The sequence below is a fragment of the Lentzea rhizosphaerae genome (genome assembly GCF_042649515.1).
Lineage (GTDB): Bacteria > Actinomycetota > Actinomycetes > Mycobacteriales > Pseudonocardiaceae > Lentzea > Lentzea aerocolonigenes.
In genome coordinates this window covers 555,834-570,844 of sequence record NZ_JBHRZI010000057.1, presented here as the reverse complement: position 1 = coordinate 570,844, position 15,011 = coordinate 555,834, and the positions used below count along the sequence as shown (strand labels likewise).

Genomic DNA, 15,011 nt, shown 5'->3' with positions numbered 1-15,011 from the left:
AGCGGAAGGGCCCTCGGTTTTTTCGAGGGCCCTTTTTGCTGGGCAACCTCGTCCCGAGATCACGCGTCCATGGCGCATGGGGGACATCAAGAGAGCAGATTTCTACGACGGGCCCGCCCACGACTACCTCGGGTACTGGAAGGGCCGTGACTACGAGCACGATGCCGAGCGCATCGCGATCGATCGTCTTCTCGCTGGTCAGCACTTCGAGCACGCGGTTGATGTCGGGGGCGGCTACGGCCGGATCACCGCGCTGCTGCCGCAGTACGCGGACCACGTGACGCTTGCCGAGCCCAGTCAGCGGCAGCTTGACGTTGCGGCTCGGTTCCTCGGGGAGGGGATTGAGCGGGTGCAGGCTCAGGCTGCGCACCTGCCGTTCGCCACTGGGTCGATGGACCTGGTCACGATGATTCGGGTCATGCACCACCTGCCTGATCCGACCGCGGAGTTGGCTGAGATCGCCCGTGTGCTCGACGCCGTGGGGGTCGCTGTCATCGAGGTCGCGAACCTCGGGCATGCGCGCAACCGCTTGCGCAGGCTTGGTCGAGGGGTTCCTGTTGGGCCCGTGGACATCCGGTCGCCGGAGAACCGGCACGACGACGAGATTCCGTTCGTGAACCACAACATCGACACCGTGACCCGGCAGCTGTCCGACGCCGGACTGCGGGTGGTGCGGTCGCTGTCGGTTTCCAACCTGCGGTCGGGGGCGTTGAAGCGGGTTGTGCCGCATCGGGTGTTGTTGCGGGTGGAGAGGGCTGCTCAACCCGCGTTGGCTCGGTGTCGGTTCGGGCCGAGCATCTTCTTGTTGGTGGCCAAGGGTTAGTCCTTGATGCCTGTCTCCGTCACGCCGCGTACCAGGAAGCGTTGCAGGGCAACGAAGACTATGACCAGTGGCGTGATGGAGACTGCAGCGGCGAGGAAGAGTTGGACGACGTCGATGGACTGCGAGGTCAGGAACGTCGACAGGGCCACCTGGACGGTCCAGGAGTCCTGGTCTTGGGCGATCACCAGAGGCCAGAGGAACTGGTTCCAGCTGGTCACGAAGGCGATTACGCCCAGGGCCGCGAAAAAGCCCTTGGAGCTGGGGACCACCACTCGCCAGTAGGTGCCCCAGTGGCCGAGGCCGTCGATCCGGGCGGCCTCCTCCAGTTCCCTCGGGAAGTTGAGGAAGTACTGGCGGAACAAGAACGTGGTGAAGCCGCTGAAGAGGCCGGGGATGACCAGGCCTCGCAGGTCGGAGACCCAACCCAGCGTTGAGACGACCACGAACGTCGGTACGAACGTGACCGCCGCCGGGATCATCAGCGTCGCGATCACCAGGTACAGCACCAGGTTCGAGTAGCGGTACGGAATTCTTGCCAGGCCGTAGCCTGCCAGGCCGCAGAGCAGGAGTTGGCCGAAGGTTTGCAGGACTGCGACTACCAGTGAGTTGGCCATGCTGCGGACCATTGGGACGGCCGGGTTGGTGAAGAGGTCGGTGAAGTTCTCCCAGCGGATCTGAGAAGGCCAGAAGGTCCACGTTGGGGCGGTGATCTCCTGCTCGGTGGCCAAGCCGTTGCGCAGCACCAGGTAGAACGGGATCAGGAACAGGGCGGCGGCGATGGACAGTGCCAGGTATCGCAGGGCCTTCATCGGGTGATCACCTTGCCTTGCAACAGGGTTACGCCGGCGATCAGCAAGGTGAGGATCACGGCGCCTGCGCTGCCGTGGCCGAAGTCCTGGCCGCCTGAGCCCAGGGCGGTGTAGTAGAGGTAGATCAACGGTGGGCGGGCGAAGGGTGGGTAGCCGCGGTCGGAGCCCAGGACGTTGTAGAACTCGTCGAATGCCTGGTACGCCGCGATGAGCAGCAGCAACAGCACTGCTACCGACGTGGTGCGCAGCTGGGGCAGCGTGATGAACCGCAACGTCTGCCACCCACGCGAAGCGCCGTCGATCCACGCTGCTTCGTAGAGGTGTTGCGGGATCCGCTGGAGTCCGGCGATGAACAGGATCATGTAGAAGCCGAGTTGCAGCCACAGCCGCAAGGTCACAAGCACCAGCCAGTACCAGGGCGGTGACGTCGACACGGTCCAGGCGATCGGGTCGGCGCCGAACCAGCCCAGGACCGTGTTGGCCAGGCCGAAGCGGACGCCGTTGAAGATCGAGAGCTTCCAGACCAACGACGCCACCACGTACGAGCAGGCCGTGGGGAGGAAGAAGACCGAGCGGAAGAACGCCTTCATGAAGGTGATCTGGTTGACCAGCAACGCGAGCGCCAGCGCCAGCACGAACGTCAGCGGGACGATGAAGGCCGCGAACACGCTGAACGTGCCCAGGCTGCGCAGGAACGGTTCGTCCGTCAGCATGTCGGCGTAGTTGCGCAGGCCCACGAACTCCGCGGGCGTCACCGTGTTGCGGGCCTCGAAGAACGAGAGCAGCAGGCTCCAGCCGATCGGGACGTACACGAAGACGAGCAAGCCGATCGCGAACGGGCCCACGAACAGCCAGAACGCGCGTCCGTGTTTCATTTCGAGGGCCTCATCCGTAGAGGCGCTTCAGCTCGTCACGTGCCTTCGCGGCCGCCGCCTTGAGCTCCGCGTCTGCGGGGGCGCCGTCGCGGACCACTCGGGACACGGCGTCGTTGAACGCGGTGCGCATCACCGAGGTCCAGTCCGGTGGGTTGGAGGCTTTGGCGTTGTCCTGCACGAACTTCACCGCGTCGGCGGCCGCGCCCGAGGTCAGCTTCGAGGCCTTCGCCGCGATGCTCTTGCGCGGTGGGATGTGGAAGCCGTAGCTGAGGTTGAAGTCCTCCTGGTAGTCGGTTCGCTCGATCCACAGCCAGCGCACGAACTCCTTGGCCTCGTCCACCCGCTTCGACTTCGCGTTGACCATCGCCCCGAACGCGCCGACCGGGACGCTCGGGGCGCCGGCGGCGGTGAGCTTCGGGAACGGGAGGACGCCGAAGTCGTCGCCCAATGCCTTCTGGATCGCCGGCACGGTCCACAAACCCGTCCACTGCATGGCGACCAGGCCCTGGGTGAACGCGTCCGGTTCGGCCCAGTCCTTCACCGCGCCGAGCAGCAGGCTGCCGCTGGTGTAGAGCTCGCGCAGCTTGCCGATCGCCTGTGCCGCAACGGGATCGTCGAAGCCGACCTGGTGGTCGCGCACGTAGTCGAGGCCTGCCGACCACAGCGCGGGGCCGCCCAGCACGCCTCCGCCGCCGTCGTTGCCGGCGAACAGACCCTTGACGCCGTCTCGGGTGAGGCGGCGGGACGCGTCGATCAGTTCGTCCACAGTGGATGGTGGTTGGACGCCGGCCTTGGCGAAGAAGCTCTTGCGGTAGAACAGCATCTGCATGTCCACCGCCTGCGGGACGCCGTAGATCTTCCCGTCAACGGTGTGCGTCGCGAGAATCGACTCGGAGAAGTCGTTCCTGGCGTCGCCGAAGACGTCGTCGAGCGGCACGAGCTGACCCGCCCTCACCGAGCTGATCTGCGGGGTGGACTCGAAGACGTCCGGTCCGCCGTCGGACAGCAGGCTCGTCGCGAGCTTGGAGTCGTAGTCGCCGGGGTTCCACTGCACGTCGACCGGGGTTTTCTGGTACGCCTTGGCGTAGCGCTCCACCGCCTGCTGGACGCCGGGCTCGCCGTACGCGTGGTACCACTGCTTGAGGGCCTGGCCGTTGCCGCCCCTGCCGGTGTTCGATCCGCAGGCCGCGAGAAGCGCGCTCGCGCCCGCCAAGGAGAGAAGTCTGCGTCGGGAGATCACTCATCACGTCTTACTCCGATCACCTCGGGTGCGCGAGCGGTTACTCGAAGTGTGCGACCACGACGTTGGAGAAGTTGATGACGTACTCCCGGCCGTCCGGGGCCGTGATGGGTTGCGTGTGACCGTTTCGGACGATCTGGGTCAGCCGCGGCGCGAGGTCGTCCCGCGTCTCGTCGGTGACGGTGAGGGTGATCGGGTTCGGGTTTGCGGCGAGGAACAGCACAAGTCGGCTCATGTGTTCCAGCAAACCGCGTTCCGGTGCTGTGCTGAGGGCGGTTCCGCTGGCAGCGATTCCGCCCTCAGCAGATCACTTGCGGAAGAAGCGTTCCCGCTGGCCGAGGCGCACGAGCTTCAGCCACTCGACGAACGCCTTCGGGTCGCGCTTCACGGCGAGGAAGTACAGGCCGAACCGGAACACCTCGAGGGCGCCCAGCTTGCGCATGCCCGGCTGCGAGAGCAGGTAGCCGCGGTTGCGGTAGGTGTAGTAGCGCTTGATCGGGTTCTCCGGATCCTGCGCGTGGAACTTGCCGCCCAGCATCGGCTTGAACTCGTCCGAGCCGTCCGGGTGCACGTACGCGACTCGCAGCGACGTGCCGAACGGCAGGCCGGAGCGGACCATCCTGCGGTGGATCTCCACCTCGTCGCCGCGGAAGAACAAGCGGTAGTCCGGCACGCCGACGACGTCGAGCGTCGAGGCGCGGAACAGTGCACCGTTGAACAGCGAGGCGATGCCCGGAAGGAAGTCCGTGCCCAGCTCGGAGGCCGAGCGCTTCCACGTCAGGCCGCGGCGCAACGGGAACGCGAGCTTCTCCGGCTTGTCGATGTTCGTGACGACGGGGGAGATCTCCGCGAGCTTGCGGCGCTCGGCCTCCTCCATCAGCACGGCCAGGACGGTCTCGTCGGCCGGGCGGCCGTCGTCGTCCGCGAGCCACACCCAGTCCGCGCCCAGCGAGAGCGCGTGGAGGATGCCCAGCGCGAAGCCGCCGGCACCGCCGAGGTTGCGGTGCGACGGCAGGTAGGTCGTGGGGAGCGGGCACTGCTCGACCAGGTCGTCCACCGGCTGGTCCGGGCCGTTGTCGACGACGACCAGGTGGTCGGGGACGCGGGTCTGGGTCGCGAGGGCCTTCAGTGACTCGGCCAGCAGCTCCCTGCGGTGGCGGGTGACCACCACCGCGACGACGGAGCCCTTGGGCAGTGCCTCGAGGTTCACTGTCTATTCGCCGCCGTTTCCGCTGAGGACGGTGGTGGAGGAGTAGCCGAGCCTTTCCAGCTGCTCGGTGCTCATCCGGTCGAACGGGTCGAAGCCCTTGTACTCGGTGAGGACGTCGCGCAGGCCCCCGTGCATCTTGACACGGCCCTCGTCCATCCAGATCGCGGTGTCGCAGAAATCCAACAGCGTCTCGTCCGAGTGGTTCGCGAACACCAGCAGGCCGGAGCGCTTCACCAGGTCCTTGAGGCGGTCGCGGGCCTTCGCCATGAACGCCGCGTCGACCGCGCCGATGCCCTCGTCGAGCAGCAGGATCTCGGGATCGATCGAGGTGACCACGCCGAGCGCGAGCCGCACGCGCATGCCGGTCGAGTACGTGCGCAGCGGCATCTGCAGGTAGTCACCGAGCTCGGTGAACTCCGAGATGTCGTCGACGCGCTTTTCCATCTGCTTGCGGCTCATGCCGAGGAACAGACCCCGGATCATGATGTTCTCGTAGCCGGAGATCTCCGGGTCCATGCCGACGCCGAGGTCGAAGACGGGCGCCACCTTGCCGACGATGCGCGACTGGCCGCGCGTCGGCTCGTAGATGCCCGCCAGCAGGCGCAGCAGCGTGGACTTGCCGGCACCGTTGTGGCCGACGAGACCGACGCGCGCGCCGTCCTTGAGCGACAGCGAGATGTCGTGCAGTGCCTCGATGATCGGCACCCGGCCCTCTGAGCCGATCTTGCCGCCGACCTTGCCGAGCGCGAGCTTCTTCAGCGATCTCGACTTGGCGTCGAAGATCGGGAAGTCGACCGATGCGTTCCAGACGTCGATGCTGACCATGGTTTAGCCGACCTCCTTTAGACCCAGTAGGAAACGCGGGCGCGGTAGTTGCGCAGGATGACCATCGCGAGTCCCCAGCCGACGACGGTGAAGCCGCCCACGATCGCCCAGTGGTGCCAGTCGACGGCGTGGCCGAGCAGCGGGGCCCGGACGATCTCGACGAAGTGGTACACGGGGTTGAGCTCGGCGATGAGCATGCGCCAGTCGTTGTCGCCGCCACCGGTGACCCGCTGCAGCACGCCCGCGTCCCAGACGATCGGCGTCATGAAGAAGACCAGGTTGATGAAGCTGTTCACGACCGGCGGGATGTCGCGGAAGCGGGTGCTGATGACGCCGAACAGCAGCGAGACCCACACCGCGTTCACGGCGAGCAGCACGAAGCCGGGGATCGCGAGCACGATGGTCCAGCTCAGGCCGGGGTGCACCGGGCCGTTCTCGCTGATCCGGTAGTCGTGGCTGAGCGAGGTGAAGAAGATGGCCAGAACCACCAGGTAGACCACGAGGTTGTGCGCGAAGAACAGCACCTGGCGCCACACCATGCGCATCACGTGCACCGTGATCGGCGCGGGGAGGTGCTTGATGAGCCCCTCGTTCGCGATGAAAACGTCGGTGCCCTCGGTGACGCAGCCGACGATGAAGTTCCAGACGATGAAGCCGACCGTCACGTACGGCAGGAACGTGGCGACTTCCGTTTTGAACAGCACCGAGTACAGCAGGCCCAACGCGAGGGCTGTCGTGCCCATCGAGATCGTGATCCACAACGGACCGATGACCGAGCGTCGGTAGCGCTGCTTGATGTCCTGCCAGCCGAGGTGACCCCAGAGTTCACGGTGGTCCCACGCCTCGCGCACGTCGGCGAACGCACGTTTGAAGCTGCGCGACCTCACGGCGGGGGGCGCCTCGGGGTGGTCGAGCGTACTGGTGGCTTGCACGAGGACTGAGGGTACCGGCGCCGGTTGAACGACCTGGACGCCGGTACGTCACGGTGTGGTCAACGCGCCAAGTTCTTGATCACCTTTGTCAGAGGTACTGGCCAGTGCCCTTGCCGGTGGCGCCACCCTCGTGCCCGTCGGCACCGCTGCCGGCGGGGAGAGCACGCCCGCGCATCTGTTCCAGTTGCGCACGGGCTGCCATCTGCTGGGCGAACAGAGCGGTCTGAATGCCGTGGAAGAGGCCCTCCAACCAGCCCACCAGCTGCGCCTGCGCGATCCGCAGCTCGGCGTCGGACGGCGTGCCGTCCTCGGTGAACGGCAGCGAGAGGCGCTCGAGCTCGTCGCGCAGCTCCGGCGCGAGCCCGTCCTCGAGCTCGTCGATGGACCGCTTGTGGATCTCCTTGAGACGGTTGCGGCTGGCCTCGTCCAGAGGCGCGGCGCGCACCTCCTCCAGCAGCTGCTTGATCATCGTGCCGATCCGCATGACCTTCGCCGGCTGCTCGACCATGTCGGTGATGTCGCCGTCCTGGCCGCCGACGATAACGACGGGCTGCTCCTGGTTCATGGTCTCCATCCTGGCCTTATCCGGTTACTGGAGGTTATCCGGGTGGGGGCTGGCCGACACCGTGTTTGCGTTCATACGTACGGTGTGTGGCATGGCGTTCGACGTCGCACGGGTACGAGGGCTCTTCCCCGCGCTCGGCGACGGCTGGGTCCACCTCGACGCACCCGCCGGCATGCAGGTGCCCGAGCAGGTCGCCACCGCCGTCTCCACCGCGCTGCGCGCCCCGGTCTCCGGACCCGGTGGCATCTTCCCCGCATCCCAGCGGGCTCAGGGCATCGTGGACGCCGCCCGCAGGTCCGTCGCGGACCTCGTCGGCGGTGACCCCGCGGGTGTCGTGCTCGGCCCGTCCTCCGCGGTGCTGCTGCAACGGCTCGCCGACGCGATGACCGACGACTGGTTCATGGGCGACGAGGTGCTCGTGTCGCGGCTGGACCACCCGGCGAACATCGCGCCGTGGCTGCGGGCCACCCAGCGCACCGGCAGCGCGGTCAAATGGGCAGAGATAGACATCGAGACCTGCGAGCTGCCGAGCTGGCAGTACGACGAGCTGGTCACCGACCGCACGAAGCTCATCGCCATCACCGCGGCGTCCGGCGTGGTCGGCACCCGTCCGGACCTCGGCAAGATCTCGGCGGTGGCGCGCGCCCACGGTTCGATGATGGTGGTCGACGCGTCGTCGGCAGCGCCGTTCGTGCCGTTGGACATCGTTGGCACGGGTGCCGACGTCGTGGCTCTTTCCGCTGGCCAGTGGGGCGGCCCGCCGGTCGGTGCGCTGGTCTTCCGCGACCCGTCGGTGCTGGAGCGGCTACCGTCGGTCTCGGTCGACCCGACGGCCCGCGGTCCGGAACGGCTGGAGCTCGGCCCGCACGCCTACCCGATGCTCGCCGGCCTCGTCGCGTCCGTGGAGTACCTCGCGGACCTGGACGACGCCGCGTCGGGCACGCGCCGTGAGCGGCTGCTCACGTCGTTGGGGTCCGTGAAGGCGTACCAGGCCGGGCTGCTCGCTAATCTCATCAACGAACTGCGTTCGCTGCGACACGTGATGGTGATCGGCGACGCCATGCGGCGGGTGCCCGCGCTGGCGTTCACGATCGCCGGGGTCAAGGCGGAGGACGTCGTCGAACACCTCGCGTCGCGGGGCGTCTGCGCGTTCGCCGACCCCGGTCAGCACGGGGTGTTCTCGGTGCTCGGCGTCGGCGAGGTCGGCGGCGCCATCCGCGTCGGGCTCGCGCACTACACGAACGCGGTCGAAGTGGACGACCTGGTGAGGGCGGTGGCCGAACTGGGCTGAGTACTTGGGAGATCATTTCTTGGACGACGTGCTCGCCCGCGAGCTCGCCGATCTCTCGGCCCTGCAGCGCCTCGGCTCACTCAACACCGAGTACCTGCCGCAGCTCTCCGGCGACCTGCGCCCCGCGGCTCTCGTCGCGGTGATGGACGAGGTCGTGCTCGGCGCCCGGACCGTGCTGGTGGAGCTGGGCTGCGGTTCTTCTTCCGTCATGCTGGCCCGGCTGCTGCAACAGCGCGGATTCGGCCATCTGCTGTGCATCGAGCACGACGAACGCACGGCCGCCTTCGTCGCCTCGCAGCTGCGTCGCGAAGGCCTGGGGTCGGTCGCGCGCGTGCTGCACGCACCGTTGTCGCGGCATCCGGCGGCGTTGTCACGTCACGGCCAGTGGTACGCACCGCAGCAGGTGCACGACGAAGTGCTCGGGTACGTCGAACGGTTCGGTCTGGTGGACCTGCTGCTCGTCGACGGTCCTGGGTTCGGTGACTCGCGCTATCCGGCGTTGCCCGTGTTGCGCGCCGTGTTGGCTCCCGGGGCGACGGTGCTGGCGGACGACGTCGACCGGCCCGACGAGCAGGCCGTGCTGGCGCGGTGGTCCGAGGAGTTCGGGCTGGAGTTCCGCACGGCTCCCCGGACCTCGCTGGCCGCGGCTACCGCTCTCGCTTGAGCAGGACCTTGCCGAAGACGTCGCTCGCCTCCAGCAGCCGGTGCGCTTCCGCGGCGTTCGACATCGGCACGACCTGACCGACGATCGGCTTCACGGCACCGCTCTCGACCAACGGCCAGAGGTGCTCGCGAACCTGCGCCACGATCGCGCCCTTGCTGTCGACGCTGCGGCCGCGCAGACCGGTCGCCATCACCATCGCGCGCTTGCCGAGGAGCTTGCCGATCGGCAGCTCGCCCTTCACCCCGCCCTGCATGCCGATGATCATCAACCGGCCGTCCTGCGCGAGGACGTCGATGTTGCGGGGCAGGTAGGAGGCGCCCATGTTGTCGAGCACGACGTCGGCCTGCTTCACCTCGGCCACGAAGTCCTGGGTCTTGTAGTTGACCGTGATGTCCGCGCCCAGCTCGGCGCACTTGCGCAGCCGCTCGTCGGACCCGGCGGTGACCGCGACGGTCGCACCGAGCGCCTTGGCGACCTGGATCGCGTGCGTGCCGATGCCACCCGCACCGCCGTGCACGAGGAACGTCTCGCCGGTCTTCAACCGGCCGTCCATCACGACGTTCGACCACACCGTGCACGCGACCTCGGGCAGCGCGGCCGCCGTGACGACGTCCACGCCCTTCGGCAGCGGCAGGACCTGCGGCGCGGGCACGACGACCTTCTCCGCGTAGCCACCGCCGGCGAGCAGCGCACACACCTCGTCGCCGACGTTCCAGCCGGTCACCCCCTCGCCGAGCGCGGCGATCGTGCCGGAGCACTCCAGCCCGATGACGTCCGACGCACCGGGCGGCGGTGGGTAGAAGCCCTGTCGTTGCAGGAGATCCGCGCGGTTGACCGCACTCGCGGCGACGTCGATCAGCACCTCGCCCTTGCCGGGCACGGGGTCGGGGACCTCGGTCCACTCGAGCACGTCCGGGCCGCCGGGTTCGCGAACAGTGATGGCACGCATACAGTCGACCGTAATCCGTTGGACCGGGGAGGCACCATCTGAGGATGAGCGCCTGGCCCTTGCGGAACCTGGTTCTGCGCACCCCACGCCTGGAACTGCGTCCTGACGACGACGAAGGGCTGTACGAGCTCGTCGATGTCGCACCGCGCGGAGAACGTCTTGAGCACGTGCGACTGCGTCTGGACGCCGCGGACTTCGTGCGCCCGGAGTGGGACGTTTCGGTCGAGGGGCCTCGCTGAGTGTGTTCAGCTGATCACGACCTGAACACCCGACGACCGGTGGATTGTGTCCCAGGTCTCCTGTTTGTGAGGGTTCAGCGGACTCTCGAACGAAGGGGAACGTTCATGTCAGGCAGATCCAAGCTGGCGACTGTTCTCGCCATCTCGGCACTAGTCGCAGCCCCCACCGCCACCGCGTCCGCCGCAACTGAACCCGAAGGCCCCGCACTCGCCAAGAAGCTCGCGAAGAAGGTCACCGTCGAGGGGGTCAACCGGCACCTCATCGCGTTCCAGCGCATCGGTGACCGCAACGGCGGCACCCGAGCCGCCCTGACCCCCGGTTACGACGCGAGCGTCGACTACGTCGCGGGCAAGCTCCGCGACGAGGGCTTCATCGTCTCCACGCCGACGTTCGACTTCGACATCCAGGTCAGCGACGCCAAGCTCGCCCGCGTCGACGGCGTGAACTACGAGGCGATCGTCATGACCGCCTCACCGCAGACCCCGGTCGGCGGCGTGACGGGCCCGCTGCGCGTCGTCCCGGAAGACGCCACCACGGGCTGTGAAGCCACCGACTTCGCCGGCCAGGACTTCACCGGCTCGGTCGCCCTGATCCGCCGCGGCGGCTGCACGTTCGAGCAGAAGCACCTCAACGCGTTCGCCGCCGGCGCCATCGCCGTGCTGGTCTCGAACAACGTCGCGGGCCCGCTCTCCAACGTGACGCTGACCAACCCCGGCAAGATCCCGACCGGCGGCGTCTCCCAGGCCGACGGCACGACGCTCGCCACGAAGGCCGGCCTGCCGATCACCGTCGACATGCGCTACCACCTCGAAACCCGCACCCAGCGCAACGTCATCGCCCAGACCAAGACCGGCCGCACCAACAACGTCGTCATGGCGGGCGCCCACCTCGACAGCGTCGAAACGGGCCCGGGCATCAACGACAACGGCACCGGCTCGGCCTCTCTCCTGGAGACCGCGCTGCAGCTGGGCTCGCGCCCGAAGGTCGACAACGCCATCAGGTTCGCCTGGTGGGGCGCCGAGGAGCGCGGCCTGATCGGCTCGACCAAGTACGTCCAGTCGCTGACGTTCGAACAGCAGCTGGACATCGCGCTGTACCTGAACTTCGACATGGTCGGCTCCCCGAACGCCGCGTACTTCATCTACGACGGCGACAACTCGGACAACGTCGGCGCGGGCCCCGGCCCGTACGGCTCGGCGCAGATCGAGAAGGCCTTCGCCGACTACTTCGCCGCCAAGGGCGTCCCGACCGAGGGCACGGACTTCTCGGGTCGCTCGGACTACGGCGAGTTCATCGCGCAGGGCATTCCGGCCGGCGGCCTGTTCACCGGCGCCGAGGGCGTCAAGACCGCGGCCCAGGCAGCCAAGTGGGGCGGCACGGCAGGCGTCGCCTACGACCCGTGCTACCACTCGAAGTGCGACAACCTCGGCAACGTCGACCGCACGGCCCTGGGCCGCAACGCAGGCGCCATCGCGTTCGTGACCGCGGCCTACGGTGTGTCCACTGAGGACGTCAACGGGGTGCCGCCGCGTGCCAAGCGTGCCGACGCTCGTGCGGCGGGCAAGATGTCGCTGGCCGCGCACGACGACCACGACCACCTGGCCGTCGCGTAGTCCCTCTTGCTGACGCAGGGGTCCCCCGCCAGGGGACCCCTGCTTTTATTTTTCCAGAAGGGTCTGACAATTCCGGCGGGTCGACCTGTCAGCCCAGGTTGTTCGTGTCGAACGTGTTGCAGCGCGCCGGATCCCCGGTCTGCAACCCGGTCGTGAACCACTTCTGCCGCTGCGCCGAGCTGCCGTGGCTGAACTTCGTCGTGTCGACCCGCCCGCCGCCGAGCTCGCTCTGGATGAAGTCGTCACCGATGCGTGCCGCCGCGTCCAGGGCGGCGTTCACGTCCTCCTGCGTGATGTTCGAGATCAGCGGCTTGCCGTTGGACGACGGCACGGTCGTCGCGGCCTTGCCCCACGCGCCCGCGTAGCAGTCGGCCTGCAGCTCCAGACGCACGGAGTCCGACGTGGGGCCGGTGCGCGAACTGACGCGGTCGGAGGTGCCCAGCAGGTTCTGCACGTGGTGGCCGTACTCGTGGGCCAGCACGTAGGCCTCGACGAACGGGCCGCCGGTCGCGCCGAACTTGGTGCGCAGCTCGTTGAAGAAGTCGAGGTCGATGTACACCTGGGCGTCGGCGGGGCAGTAGAACGGGCCGACCGCTGAGGTGGCGTTGCCGCAGCGCGTGTTCACGCTGTTGCGGAAGAAGTTGGTCTTGGTGACCTGGTAGGTGTTGCCGGAGCGGGCGAACTGGTCCGTCCAGAAGGCCTGGATCGAGTTGATCGTGGCCACGACCCGGCAGTCGCTGTCGCGGTTCGCGTCCGCGCCGGTCTTGCACTTCTCGGCGAGCTGGCCCGACTCCACCTGGGTGTTGGTGCCGAGGCCCTCCAGGCCGCCCGCGGGCAGCTGGATGCCGGTGAACTGCTGCACCAGGAAGTAGATGATGAGTCCGACCACGCCGAGACCACCGCCGACGCCGGCGACGCGGCCGCCCACGCCCCGCTGGTCCGAAACCTGAGAAAGATCGAGTTCCGCGCCTTCGTTGAACTGCACCGCAATCCTCCTGTTAAGGACCCCATGGGTGCCGCAAACGATAAAGCACCAAACACGCCTCGATGCGGAGCCCGACGTCGGGGCACCGCACCGAGGCTTTCCCATTTGGTTGTGACGACGACGGCCCACGAAGGTTGGCGTGGCGCTCAGCCGGTGACGCCATGAGACGACACCGATTGCCGAGCTCAACAGCGTCGAAGTGCACCGAGCGACGCCGATGGCGCCTGGGCACCCGAAACCTCGTGTCCGTTGCTACACAGTCGCGACCGGACCGGTCACGTCCGATCCACTCGCGGGGATGCAACAAACCGCGTTTCGCCACAGCGAGGAGTTACCTGCACGGCACCACCTACCCCTTCTGGGCGTGGCCTCCGGTGGTCTAGTTCAGTCACCTTCCGGTGGCCAGCTCGTTATCGAGCATGCGCTTGATCACCGCAGATCTCAACACCTCACGCAGAACCTGAATTGGTGAAGTCGGACGGGTGACCTGCGGAGATCGACTGTGCAGACAGCAATCGCCCGGCGAGAGGAGCTCTCGCCGGGCGATTGCGGGCAACGATCAGGAAACGATCAGGCCTTCGTGACGCGACGCGCGCCGCGGCGGGCCATCACGCCCGCGGACATCAGGCCGAGACCCACGAGCAGGAACTCCAGCGGGTCGGCACCGGTCCGGGAGAGGTTCGGGATCGGGGTGGCCAGCTGCGAGGCCTTGTTGCCCGTCTGCGGGGTGCCGGCGCCCGAGTCGTCGCCGGTGTTGCCGCCACCGGAGTTGTTGTCACCGTTGTTGCCACCGCCGGGGTTGCCGTTGCCCGGGTTCTGGCCCGGCTGCTCCGGCTTCGGGTCCTCGGGCTTGGGGTCCTCGGGCTTCGGGTCTTCCGGCTTGGGGTCCTCCGGCTGCGGCTGCTCGGGCACGTCGGTCTTGCCGCAGTCACCGCTCGCGGTGCCGAGCACGGCCGCCGCGTTGCCGCAGACGGTCACCGGCGCCTCGACGGCGCCGTTGGGCGGCTCCGGCTTGGTGGCGCCGCAGCTGCCGTTGCCGCCGCCCGCGACGCCGACGGAGTTGCCGCACACCGTGACCGGCGCGGAGACGAGGGCCGCGTCGGCCATCGTGCGCTGCGAGGCGGTCTGCGGGGCGGTGTCGCAGGTCGCGTCGCTCTCGCCGAGGACGTTGATCGCGTTGCCGCAGACCTTGACCGGGACGCTCACCAGGTTGCCGACGCGGACCTCGTCGTCGACGTTGATCGGGACCGGAATCGCCTGGGCGAACCCGGCGGTCGCGACCATGAGCCCGCCGGTCAGCAGGGCGGCGGACATGGTCCGGTTGAGGTTCTTGCGCATGACTGTTCTCCCTGGAGTGGAATGACGGATCCCTGTGCGTGGCCGTGAAGGCGACGGCACTGGATCAATCAGGGGAAAACGTTGGTTCTTCTGCGCGGAGGCTACGCGGTACGTCCAGCTGTTCGGAACTGACGAGAGACGTCGTTGCGGTGGGCGGCCGCATCGCGTGCGGCAGCGTGCCCGCCGGGATCTGGTTTCCGCCCGCCTGACCCGCGCCGCTCTGCGGGAGCGTGCCGGTGATCGGCTGCTCGGCCTGCGGTTGCGGCTGCTGGGGAACGGGAACGGGGTTCGTGGGCCGCGTCGTCGACGGCGGCGTCGTGTGCGTGTGCTGCTGCTGTGGCGGCGCTTCGGCCTGAACGGGCGCTTCCACGACCGGCTGAGGTGCTGGAGGTGGCGCGGGCGCCGGTGCGGGAGTCTCGACGCGCGGGTCCGGCTGGGACGGGACAGGAGCTTCCGGCCGTTGCGGGACTGTCGCCACCTTCACCGCCACGTCCACGACGGGCAGCCGCACCTCGACGTTCAGGTGGTCGATCTCGACCTTGACGTCGGCACTCGCCTCACCTGCGCTGCCCAGCAGCCAGGCGCCGGTCACCAGACCGGCGAGCAGCAGGAGCCGACGCAACCACGACATCGGCCCTCACTCTAGATCAAA

17 protein-coding genes are annotated in these 15,011 nt (G+C 67.9%); 5 read left to right on the top strand and 12 right to left on the bottom strand.

The genetic code is table 11. The features are described from left to right. Nucleotides 1-76 precede the first annotated feature (76 nt). Nucleotides 77-823, top strand: a complete 747-nt coding sequence (locus ACFOWZ_RS47355; protein WP_382381161.1) for a class I SAM-dependent methyltransferase — start codon at nt 77-79, stop codon at nt 821-823. Here the strand turns inward: ACFOWZ_RS47355 and ACFOWZ_RS47350 are convergent. The 8 genes from ACFOWZ_RS47350 to ACFOWZ_RS47315 all read right to left on the bottom strand — a co-directional run bounded on the left by ACFOWZ_RS47350 (nt 820) and on the right by ACFOWZ_RS47315 (nt 7,279). After that, the gene (locus ACFOWZ_RS47350; RefSeq protein ID WP_382381159.1) at nt 820-1,632 is read right to left on the bottom strand and encodes a carbohydrate ABC transporter permease; all 813 of its coding nucleotides are present in this window, start codon (nt 1,630-1,632) and stop codon (nt 820-822) included. The two genes, ACFOWZ_RS47355 and ACFOWZ_RS47350, sit on opposite strands and share 4 nt — an antisense overlap. Continuing rightward, nucleotides 1,629-2,507, bottom strand: a complete 879-nt coding sequence (locus ACFOWZ_RS47345; protein WP_382381157.1) for a carbohydrate ABC transporter permease — start codon at nt 2,505-2,507, stop codon at nt 1,629-1,631. The genes ACFOWZ_RS47350 and ACFOWZ_RS47345 overlap by 4 nt, the downstream gene beginning before the upstream one ends. A 10-nt stretch (nt 2,508-2,517) precedes the next feature. Next, the gene (locus ACFOWZ_RS47340; RefSeq protein ID WP_382381155.1) at nt 2,518-3,720 is read right to left on the bottom strand and encodes an ABC transporter substrate-binding protein; all 1,203 of its coding nucleotides are present in this window, start codon (nt 3,718-3,720) and stop codon (nt 2,518-2,520) included. A gap of 67 nt (nt 3,721-3,787) precedes the next feature. Beyond that, the gene (locus tag ACFOWZ_RS47335; RefSeq protein ID WP_156093582.1) at nt 3,788-3,982 is read right to left on the bottom strand and encodes a hypothetical protein; all 195 of its coding nucleotides are present in this window, start codon (nt 3,980-3,982) and stop codon (nt 3,788-3,790) included. Nucleotides 3,983-4,054: 72 nt separating this feature from the next. Beyond that, complete coding sequence (glfT1, locus tag ACFOWZ_RS47330; RefSeq protein WP_382381153.1) at nt 4,055-4,957, bottom strand: galactofuranosyltransferase GlfT1; 903 nt, start codon at nt 4,955-4,957, stop codon at nt 4,055-4,057. A gap of 3 nt (nt 4,958-4,960) precedes the next feature. Continuing rightward, nucleotides 4,961-5,782: a galactan export ABC transporter ATP-binding subunit Wzt/RfbE gene (gene wzt, locus ACFOWZ_RS47325; protein ID WP_382381151.1), complete on the bottom strand. Its 822-nt coding sequence runs from the start codon at nt 5,780-5,782 to the stop codon at nt 4,961-4,963. 17 nt (nt 5,783-5,799) lie between these two features. After that, nucleotides 5,800-6,714 carry a galactan export ABC transporter permease subunit Wzm/RfbD gene (wzm, locus tag ACFOWZ_RS47320; RefSeq protein ID WP_382381149.1) on the bottom strand — a complete coding sequence of 305 codons (915 nt, stop codon included), beginning with the start codon at nt 6,712-6,714 and terminating at the stop codon, nt 5,800-5,802. A gap of 88 nt (nt 6,715-6,802) precedes the next feature. Then, nucleotides 6,803-7,279, bottom strand: coding sequence for a bacterial proteasome activator family protein (locus ACFOWZ_RS47315; RefSeq protein WP_382381147.1), 477 nt, complete (start codon nt 7,277-7,279; stop codon nt 6,803-6,805). 91 nt (nt 7,280-7,370) lie between these two features. Between ACFOWZ_RS47315 and ACFOWZ_RS47310 the strand changes: the two genes are divergently transcribed. Next, nucleotides 7,371-8,570 (top strand): cysteine desulfurase-like protein, encoded by a 1,200-nt coding sequence (locus ACFOWZ_RS47310; RefSeq protein ID WP_030465461.1) that lies wholly within the window; start codon nt 7,371-7,373, stop codon nt 8,568-8,570. A gap of 28 nt (nt 8,571-8,598) precedes the next feature. Continuing rightward, on the top strand, nt 8,599-9,234 hold the full coding sequence (locus tag ACFOWZ_RS47305) for a class I SAM-dependent methyltransferase (protein WP_382381330.1): 636 nt from the start codon (nt 8,599-8,601) through the stop codon (nt 9,232-9,234). On the opposite strand, the gene ACFOWZ_RS47300 is transcribed toward ACFOWZ_RS47305, so the two are convergent. Next, the gene (locus ACFOWZ_RS47300) at nt 9,218-10,183 is read right to left on the bottom strand and encodes an NAD(P)H-quinone oxidoreductase (RefSeq protein WP_382381145.1); all 966 of its coding nucleotides are present in this window, start codon (nt 10,181-10,183) and stop codon (nt 9,218-9,220) included. The two genes, ACFOWZ_RS47305 and ACFOWZ_RS47300, sit on opposite strands and share 17 nt — an antisense overlap. Nucleotides 10,184-10,227: 44 nt before the next feature. Here ACFOWZ_RS47300 and ACFOWZ_RS47295 point away from each other — a divergent pair, with 44 nt between their 5' ends. Both ACFOWZ_RS47295 and ACFOWZ_RS47290 read left to right on the top strand, forming a co-directional pair. Next, complete coding sequence (locus ACFOWZ_RS47295; protein ID WP_382381143.1) at nt 10,228-10,422, top strand: hypothetical protein; 195 nt, start codon at nt 10,228-10,230, stop codon at nt 10,420-10,422. Nucleotides 10,423-10,527: 105 nt separating this feature from the next. Then, complete coding sequence (locus tag ACFOWZ_RS47290) at nt 10,528-12,036, top strand: M28 family metallopeptidase (protein WP_382381141.1); 1,509 nt, start codon at nt 10,528-10,530, stop codon at nt 12,034-12,036. Between the two features lie 88 nt (nt 12,037-12,124). Here the strand turns inward: ACFOWZ_RS47290 and ypfJ are convergent, their stop codons facing one another. The 3 genes from ypfJ to ACFOWZ_RS47275 all read right to left on the bottom strand — a co-directional run bounded on the left by ypfJ (nt 12,125) and on the right by ACFOWZ_RS47275 (nt 14,990). Next, nucleotides 12,125-13,021 (bottom strand): KPN_02809 family neutral zinc metallopeptidase, encoded by an 897-nt coding sequence (ypfJ, locus tag ACFOWZ_RS47285; RefSeq protein ID WP_382381139.1) that lies wholly within the window; start codon nt 13,019-13,021, stop codon nt 12,125-12,127. 570 nt (nt 13,022-13,591) lie between these two features. Further along, a complete protein-coding gene (locus ACFOWZ_RS47280; protein ID WP_382381137.1) occupies nt 13,592-14,359 on the bottom strand; it encodes a hypothetical protein in 768 nt (255 codons plus the stop codon). Nucleotides 14,360-14,423: 64 nt separating this feature from the next. Next, the gene (locus ACFOWZ_RS47275) at nt 14,424-14,990 is read right to left on the bottom strand and encodes a hypothetical protein (RefSeq protein WP_382381135.1); all 567 of its coding nucleotides are present in this window, start codon (nt 14,988-14,990) and stop codon (nt 14,424-14,426) included. Between the last annotated feature and the right edge of the window lie 21 nt (nt 14,991-15,011).